Origin of the sequence: Acinetobacter sp. YH16032, from assembly GCF_013417345.1 — a bacterium.
GTDB lineage: Bacteria > Pseudomonadota > Gammaproteobacteria > Pseudomonadales > Moraxellaceae > Acinetobacter.
Genome location: NZ_VPEE01000011.1, coordinates 1 through 8,899, shown reverse-complemented (window position 1 = coordinate 8,899; position 8,899 = coordinate 1). Strand labels below are relative to the sequence as shown.

Below are 8,899 nucleotides of genomic sequence, written 5' to 3'. Positions count from 1 at the left end.
GTCATGAGAAAGCCCATATAAATGGGTAATGTACAAGTTGCTGTAGAAGCATGTTTAATTCGTCTGATCACAGATACTTTATAAAGTATTTTAATACTTTTTTGAATCCGTCAATGCGTAAGTCCTATGAGTTTAATTATTCTATAACATCTGAGTATTGATCTTCTCACAAAGACAGACGATTGCTTTAGTAGAATGGATCTCCTGTAGTTTATAAAATAAAAGTACAAAAACAAAAAAAGCCACTCAATGTGGCTTTTCGCTTACTAACACTTAGCGTGCACGGTAAGTAATGCGACCCTTAGATAAGTCATAAGGTGTCATTTCAACTTTAACACTGTCGCCAGTCAAAATACGAATATAGTGTTTACGCATTTTACCAGAAATGTGTGCAATTACTTCGTGACCGTTTTCTAAACGTACACGGAACATAGTATTAGGAAGCGTTTCGGTGACAACGCCTTCGAACTCGATAAGTTCCTCTTTATTGGCCATAGCCTACCTGATGATCAAATTGGAAAGGCGCAAATTATAGGCAAAATTTTAGAAAAAAACAAGGTTAAACCAAGTTCAGTCGGCGTTTCTATGGTCAAACTTGTCGAACAAACAAATAAAATTTTTAAACAAAAAAATGCTTAACTATGTTGTCAGTTTGGTCAATCGACTGTAATCTAATTCATAAGTTTTAAGTAAATATTAATAACATACAAGGAAGGGCACTGCGTGAGTCAGCTAACTGATGCTTCGGTTGTTCTACGATTAGGTTATCAAGCAATTCGTCGTGCTGGATTGCCCACAGAAGAAATTTTAACAAAAGCGGGTGTGGCCTTAAATCAAGTAGATCAAAATGCGCGTACGCCTTTAAGCGCGCAGTACGCTTTCTGGGTTGCTGCCGAAGAAGTCAGTAAAGATCCAGACATTGGTCTACATTTAGGTGAGCATTTACCACTTTATCGTGGTCAAGTGATTGAACATCTTTTTATTTCATCTGAAAATTTTGGCGAAGGCCTGAAAAGGGCTTTAGCGTATCAACGTCTAATCAGTGATGCATTTCATGCCAAATTGGTTATTGAAGATGATCGTTGCTACCTAACCAATGGTGAACAACCTTTCTCTGAAAACCTAGTTAATCGTCATTTTTCTGAGTGTGCGATTTCAGGCATTTTAAGATTCTTCAAATTTATTACTGAAGGTCGTTTTCAACCTATATATATCGATTTTAACTTTAGCGAGGGTGCTTCAGACGATGAGTATTTCCGAGTATATGAGTGCCCGGTAAGTTTAGGTCAAAAAGAAACGCGACTTTATTTTGATCCTGCAATTTTAGATTATGTACTTTGGCAAGCCGAGCCAGAATTACTTCAACTGCATGAGCAGTTGGCGATTGAAAAATTACAAGAGTTGGCTCGATACGATTTAGTGGGTGAGGTGCGCCGTGCCATTGGTTCTACACTTGAGAGTGGAGAAACAACGCTAGAAACTGTGGCAGCTCAGTTGAATATCACCCCACGTCGTTTGAGAACACAGCTCAGTGAAGCCAATACAAGCTTCCAGCAAATTTTATCTGACTACCGTTGTCGTTTAGCTAAAAAACTTTTGGCAAACACCAATGAAAGCGTAGAGAGAATTGTCTATCTGACGGGTTTCTCAGAACCAAGTACGTTCTATCGTGCCTTTAAACGATGGACCAATGAGACACCTGTTGAATATCGTAAGCGTAAACAGCGCTAAAAAAGTCCCTTCTTATGAAGGGATTTTTTTCAATTCAATTCAAAATAAAAATCTATTCAGGCATGTTTAACCAATGAGGGCCTAGCGGCACTTTAGGCAAGTTAAACTCTTCAGGATAGTGTGCTTGGATAAAGTAAAGGCCGTCAGGTGGTGCTGTGATTCCTGCTGCTTTACGGTCTTCTGCTGCGAATATTTCATCGATATGGTCAATGTCGTACATGCCCTGACCAATTTCCAGTAAACAGCCCATAATATTGCGAACCATGTGATGTAAAAAACCATCTGCTTGGATGTCAAGAACAAGGTAAGCACCGTGTTTGATGAGTTTGCAATGGCTCACATGGCGTACAGGTTGGTTGGATTGACACGCAGCAGCTCGAAAACTTTCAAAGTTATGAGTACCCTCAAATTTTGAGGCTGCGGCAATCATTTTATCCACATCAAGTGGGTAATAAGCATGCGTTACTTGTTTGTGGAGTAACGCAGGGCGCATGGGGCTGTTATAAACGACATAACGATAACGGCGAGCCTGCGCTTTAAAGCGTGCATGAAAATCACTGCCCATTTCTTGAATCCATTGGATGGCAATATCTTTAGGGAGTGTACTGTTAGCTCCCATAAGCCAGCCACGAATTGGACGTATTGCATTTGTGTCAAAGTGAGCCACCATATTTGTGGCATGAACACCTGCATCTGTTCGACCCGCACCATGCAAAATGATGGGTTCATCAGCAATTTTGCTCAACACTTTTTCCATGGTTTCTTGTACGCTCGGCACGCCTGGTTGCTGTGTTTGCCAACCTCGATAACGAACGCCACTAAACTCAATTCCGATTGCAAAACGTGGCATTTGAACCTCTAATTTGATGAATCATACCAATGCTGTAACCATTGATCTGTGGAGGGGTATTGTAAATACATTTTTAGAATTTTGGCATAAAGATCGGCATCACTGAGTGTATCGTCGATCAAAATATCAGATGCTTTAATCCAACTGCTAATTGCATAGCGTTGATCTAATTCTCCAAACATGACCTGACTACTTAATACAATATGGCAGCTTAAGGCACGAAGCTGCTTCAAAATATCTGTGGTATCCGCATTAATTGCTAAATTACCGGTTCCATATGCTTGAAGTATGAGTACATGAGGCGAGTTGTCGATAAAACGCGTTAAATGCTGATTGAATAATTTGATTTCAATGGGGCGAAGACTCAGATTCGCAATATTGAGTTGTGTCGAGCGTTCAATATGTTGCTCAGTAATGTCGACAAAAGAACTTGATATGGGCTTGATGACATTTGTAAATGCTTCACCACAAAATGCATTTAGTGCCGTGCGATGAGTCTTGACTGCAGTTCTGGCATGAAAAATTTGATGGTTAAAGCATAAGTAAACACCATCAGACACATTTTCCATATATTGGATGGCATGATTCAGATTATCTAAAGCATCGCTCGATGGATGCAAAGATGTCGCTGCATGATTGAGCAGAGGAAATTGGCTACCTGTGATAATGACTCGACACGTATCATGGAGAAATCGAGAAAGAATAGCCGCAGCATAACTCATGGTATCGGTACCATGAATGACAATAAAATTTTGAAATTGTTTAGCTTGCAATTGTTGAATTTTTTGGATTAACAGCAACCAATCACGCGCCGTACATGCACTACTGTCTTTAATCTCATGAGCCTGAACAAGCTCTATTGGATTTTGAACGGGCAAAATTTCTTTTAATTGCGGGAAAAAATCGGCAGCAGGCATAGGCGCTAAAGGTTCACCAACGCAACCAAATGTCCCACCCATATAGATTAAAGCTATTTTTGAACTCATAAAAAAAGCAGCCTGATTAGACTGCTTCATATTAAGATTAATTGGAATCAGATTCCATGCTCTCTCGGAGTTTTGCTGCACGCATTTTTTGTTCGTCATTGTAATGCGATTCATATTCCGTAATTAATTTTTCTGCTTCATCAAACGCGCCAAATTTAATGTATTGATCCGCTAAATCTAAGTTAAGTTGAATTTCATCAACGTTGAGTAATTCAGGAAAACGTTGTACAAGAGGATCATCAGGACGATTCGGATTCATTTTTATCGCAGATGTTTCATGCGAATGACTCTTTTGCACATCCACGTTTTCATCTGATGAATTGAGGTCAAAATTAAACTCGTTTGTCGGTTCAATTGAGCTTTCTATTGTAGATTTTGAATCAAGATTTTCCTCAAAGTCGAAAGTTACAAAATCTAAATTTTGATCATTCACGCTTTGTTCTGGAACTTTTGCTGAGCTAGATATTTCAGCATCAAAGTTAAAATCATCTGAAAGATCAAAAGTGAGTTCATCCTTAGATGTTGTTTGAGAATGAGGCTGTTCCGACTGATCTGAAAAGCTAAATTCCAATGGATCTATTTCAATATTCAGTTCTTGTGGATTTTTTTCTAATGGAGAAGAGCTCAGTGCTGAATGAGAGAGATCTGTTTTTTCAACCCATTTTTGACTTAAATCAAGTGTGAAGTCGAGATTTTGGATGGACTCATTTTCTGAAGCAAGGTTCTCAGCATCAGTTGAGTGCACTGATACTGTTTGTGATTTATTTTCAGACTGAAAACTGGAGAAATCTAAATCAAACTCTAAGGGGGCGCGATCTTCAGTCGATTGATTGGTTGTTTCAGATTCAGTCTGTGTTTGAGCATTTGGCTCGAAAGTTAAATCTGTCGTTATAAATTCTAAAGGTGTTTGCTCTTTTGATGCAGGAGTCTTCTCATCATCTTGCTCGAATGGGTGTTGTGAGGTTGGTTGCGGTGTATCTTCCATAAAAAAATCGAGTTCAAAATGCTCGTTTTGCGATGGAGTCTGTTGTTCAGTTGCCTGCTGATTTTCAGCCTGATCAGAAGGGAGCTGGTCAATGATTTCTTCATTGGTTTTATTGAGCGTAAACTCTTCTGCTAAATCCAGCTGTTCTGAGCTAAATACAAAATGAGCAGTAGGTTCAGCAGAGACATGCTCAGTTTCTTCCTCAGGAGTGCTTTTCTTCTCTTTGGCTTGTAAGGGATGTGGGTATTGTTCTGTTTCAAACACAAATGTTGAGCTTTGAGAAGGAAGAGAAGATTGCTCTGTGGTCTCATTTGTTTCAGTGGGTGTGTTTTCCTGAGAGCTATGTTGTTCATCCTGAGACTTGATGAGATGATCAAAAGCTTGTTCTGATTGCACTGCAGGAATTTCAGTTATAAAACTGGTGCTATGAAACTGTGCAGCATGACGAGGCTGATTCTCAGTGTTCGATATATCCCGTGATTCTTTCGCAATTTCTTTATTCTGTTCCGCTTCTTTTGCAGCTTTAAGTTTGTCTTCAGCTTCATCCGCAATGTAATGTAATCCAGTGGAGCGTAAATAATTACTTAATTGTTTTAAAGCAAATTCATCATTCTGTAGGATGTGAATATCAATCAAATACGAGTAAAGCTCATGTTGTCTAGGATCACGATTCAATGCTTGATTGATTTTTGCTTCGGCTGACATATAGCTTTCTGATTGAATTAAGTATTCAATGCTGGCTTTAAGTTCATCAGCCACTGGTTCGGCACTTAAGTCTTGTGGTGCGCCATGACCGTGCTGTGAATAGGCTTGTTGTGGGGTGGAGCGAGTTTTAGGGCTTTTCTTAGCGCGTTTTACACTCACATTTTTTTTAGATTTTGTTGATCCTGTGTCACCATTTTTTTGTTTATCCTCACGTTTTTTGAGCACCAGTGCGATTAACAGCAAGACGACAAATGGAATGACATACAACATAATTTTTCCCCTTCATTGAATTCAATGAATTTATTGCAAATCTAATACCTGAGTGCTCGAAATATTGGACTGTTTTTAATCTCGATTTTTTATATTCTCAGTTCATCATTATGCATCGATCAAGATGTTCGAAATAAGAAGTGATGAGATTGTAATTTAACTGTTTTTTGTATAGATGTCATAATATTTCCTTTCAAATAGCACTCCAAGCTCTAATCAATTCAAATTGCATAAAAAAAGCCGATCTAATCAGACCGGCTTTTTATTGAAGTGACTATTAAAAATTAAGCATTTTTATAGTCAATCAAGATGCGTAGCATACGGCGTAAAGGTTCAGCAGCACCCCAAAGTAATTGGTCACCAACAGTGAACGCGCCTAAATACTCTTTACCCATATTAAGTTTACGTAAACGACCTACTGGAACAGTAAGCGTGCCTGTTACTGCAACAGGTGTAAGATCAGTCATTGATGCTTCACGTGTGTTCGGCACAACTTTAGACCAGTCATTTGCACTTGCAATGATGTCTTCAATTTCATTTAAAGGAACATCTTTACGAAGTTTTAAAGTCAATGCTTGTGAGTGACAGCGCATTGCACCAATACGTACACAGTGACCATCAATAGGTACAATTTGTGAATTACCAAGAATCTTATTGGTTTCAACTTGACCTTTCCATTCCTCTTTCGATTGACCGCTTTCAAGCTGTTTGTCGATATAAGGAATTAAAGAACCTGCTAAAGGTACACCGAAGTTTGCTGAAGGGAATCCTTCACCACGTTGTAATTCAGCAATTTTAGAGTCGATATCTAAAATTGGAGAACGTGGATCGTCTAATAGATCTTTTGTATTGTTATACAAATAGCCCATACCTGTGATGAGTTCACGCATGTTTTGCGCACCCGCACCAGAAGCAGCTTGGTAAGTCATTGAAGTCGCCCATTCAACAAGATTGTTTTGGAACAGACCACCAAGACCCATTAACATCAATGAAACAGTACAGTTACCGCCTACAAATGTTTTCGTACCTTTTACCAAACCGTCTTTGATCACATTCATGTTGACTGGATCTAATACGATGATTGCTTCATCGTCCATACGCAATGTAGATGCAGCGTCAATCCAGTAACCATTCCAACCATCAGCTTTCAACTTAGGGAAAACTTCAGTGGTATAATCACCACCTTGGCAGGTAATAATGACATCCATTTGCTTCAGACTATTAATGTCTGTCGCATCCATAAGTGCTGGGGCAGTTTTACCACCAAACGCAGGGGCTTCACCACCTGCATTACTGGTAGAGAAGTAGAATGGCTCAAAATGAGCGAAATCATTCTCTTCAACCATACGTTGCATAAGGACGGAACCAACCATCCCGCGCCAACCGACCAGACCTACTTTCATGTCACTTTGCCTCGGTGCGTTAAAATAAAAAAGGGGGTTCGAGTGTATCAAAAGAGTGTATAACTGCAAGTGGTACACAATCAAAACAGCAAATATATTGTGCAATATATCTTGTTTATGTTACATGCAAAACTAATATAAATTTATGAATCATCGAAAAATTAAGAATATATAAAGAGAAGCGCTATGCTATGGATTGAGATACTGGCTGTTGTTGTGATTTGGTTAAGTTTTTGGTCTTTGATTCCGCGTGATGAGTGGTGGTTTCGAGGTGCCGATTTTCCAAGACTACAAATTTTAGCCCTAGGCTTTATCGCATTTATCCTCCTGTTGATTTGGGATGGGGAATGGGATTTAAGACGCCAAGTCATATTTGTTGGATTAATTGCTGCATTAGCATATCAATTGAAGATGGTTTTGCCTTATACCTTAATTTGGAAAAAACAGGTGAAACAGGTCCAACCAGATCAACTTGATCCATCAAAGCAAATCTCTTTAATTGTGTCGAATGTTTTAACACCAAATACAGAATATCATCGTTTGATTGAACAGATTCATCAGCATCAACCCGATATCGTATTGACGCTTGAAACAGACCAAACCTGGCAGAATGAACTTTCAGTCATCGAAGCGGATTATCCTTATCGTGTTCCAGTACCTTTAGATAATCTCTATGGAATGCATCTCTACAGTAAGTTGGAATTGAGTGATACCGAAGTCAAATTCATACTGAGTAATGAGATTCCTTCTATTCATACCACAGTGAAATTACGTTCTGGACAGCCAGTTCAATTATATTGTTTACATCCCAAACCGCCGAGTCCAACTGAAGCCAAAGACTCTACATTACGTGATGCTGAATTGTTGATTGTCGGTGATCAAATTAAAGACTTGGATGAAAGTTGCATTGTCATGGGAGATCTAAACGATGTGGCATGGTCTCGTACCACACGACTATTTCAACGTATCAGTGGTTTGTTAGACCCGCGTGTTGGACGTCATTATGTCAATACCTTCCATGCGGACTATCCGCTATTACGATGGTCACTCGATCATGTATTCCACAGCACTGATTTTGCTTTGGTGAAAATGGAGCGATTACCGCATATTGGTTCGGATCACTTTCCTGTGTACGTTGTTTTACAAACTGGACGACAATTTGAGCAAGTACAGCAAGAATTAGAACAGACGGATGCTGATGAGCAAGAGGCTCAGGAGGCGATTCAAGAAGGTATTGCGAAAGCTGAGAAAGAAGAGAAACAAGTGACAGATGAAATTGCGCAAGATTATAAAGATGGCAAACAAGTGTGAATGGATGCGTGTAAGAAATTGCTTACAATGAATGTGTCTGTTGACCCATAGTCACGAAGCGAGCTTAAGCGTAATCTAAGCTTATCGGCACAGGGAGTGGGAATGGAATGATCCCAATATGGAAGACGACGCCGACGGAAAATCATCATGGAGATGATGTAGGAAAGGAAAGCCAATAAAACAATAATATGATTTTTGAAAAGCACAACCTCATCGACCCGAGTTTTACAGGATGTAGAACTCGGGTTTAGTTTATGGTGGATTTAAACGTTTATATGCATACAGGTCGAATGAATTAAATCTCGTTATTCAGCTCTAATCTTTTATTAATGCTATGATTTGCCAAAATGAAAATATTGAGCAGATGGGGTATGACTTTGTTTCTTAAAAATATGAAAGACATAACTACAAGCAAATCCTTCGCTTCAATCGTTGTGTTAAATGTACTAATGAACACCAGCGTATTTGCACAAGAAGCTGATGAAAAAATGATGGATGCGGTTGCATCTCAAGAACAGGTCGCGAACACTGAAGCTAAAGAAGCTAAAGAAGCTAAAGAAGCTAAAGAAGCTAAAGAAGCTAAAGAAGCTAAAGAAGCTAAAGAAGCTAAAGAAGCTAAAGAAGCTAAAGAAGCTAAAGAAGCTAAAGAAGCTAAAGA

8 protein-coding genes are annotated in these 8,899 nt (G+C 39.1%); 3 read left to right on the top strand and 5 right to left on the bottom strand.

Translation table 11 applies throughout. The annotated features are described in order from the left end of the window. Positions 1-273: 273 nt before the first annotated feature. Positions 274-495 carry a translation initiation factor IF-1 gene (gene infA, locus FTV32_RS08015; RefSeq protein WP_004692529.1) on the bottom strand — a complete coding sequence of 74 codons (222 nt, stop codon included), beginning with the start codon at positions 493-495 and terminating at the stop codon, positions 274-276. Positions 496-723: 228 nt separating this feature from the next. Between infA and FTV32_RS08010 the strand changes: the two genes are divergently transcribed. Continuing rightward, positions 724-1,731, top strand: coding sequence for an AraC family transcriptional regulator (locus FTV32_RS08010; protein ID WP_035264130.1), 1,008 nt, complete (start codon positions 724-726; stop codon positions 1,729-1,731). 52 nt (positions 1,732-1,783) lie between these two features. Here FTV32_RS08010 and truA read toward each other — a convergent pair whose 3' ends face one another. The 4 genes from truA to asd form a co-directional block, all read right to left on the bottom strand. After that, positions 1,784-2,581 (bottom strand): tRNA pseudouridine(38-40) synthase TruA, encoded by a 798-nt coding sequence (truA, locus tag FTV32_RS08005; protein WP_179998719.1) that lies wholly within the window; start codon positions 2,579-2,581, stop codon positions 1,784-1,786. An 8-nt stretch (positions 2,582-2,589) separates the two neighbouring features. Beyond that, positions 2,590-3,567, bottom strand: coding sequence for an asparaginase domain-containing protein (locus tag FTV32_RS08000; protein ID WP_180028372.1), 978 nt, complete (start codon positions 3,565-3,567; stop codon positions 2,590-2,592). Between the two features lie 37 nt (positions 3,568-3,604). Continuing rightward, positions 3,605-5,527, bottom strand: a complete 1,923-nt coding sequence (locus FTV32_RS07995; RefSeq protein WP_180028371.1) for a hypothetical protein — start codon at positions 5,525-5,527, stop codon at positions 3,605-3,607. 284 nt (positions 5,528-5,811) lie between these two features. After that, positions 5,812-6,930: an aspartate-semialdehyde dehydrogenase gene (gene asd, locus FTV32_RS07990; RefSeq protein WP_035264122.1), complete on the bottom strand. Its 1,119-nt coding sequence runs from the start codon at positions 6,928-6,930 to the stop codon at positions 5,812-5,814. A 186-nt stretch (positions 6,931-7,116) separates the two neighbouring features. On the opposite strand from asd, the gene FTV32_RS07985 reads away from it, so the two are divergent. Together FTV32_RS07985 and FTV32_RS07980 are read left to right on the top strand one after the other, a co-directional pair. After that, on the top strand, positions 7,117-8,241 hold the full coding sequence (locus FTV32_RS07985) for an endonuclease/exonuclease/phosphatase family protein (protein ID WP_035264120.1): 1,125 nt from the start codon (positions 7,117-7,119) through the stop codon (positions 8,239-8,241). A 371-nt stretch (positions 8,242-8,612) separates the two neighbouring features. Continuing rightward, positions 8,613-8,899 (top strand): hypothetical protein (locus FTV32_RS07980; RefSeq protein WP_180028370.1); only part of this gene is annotated, 287 nt, incomplete at its 3' end.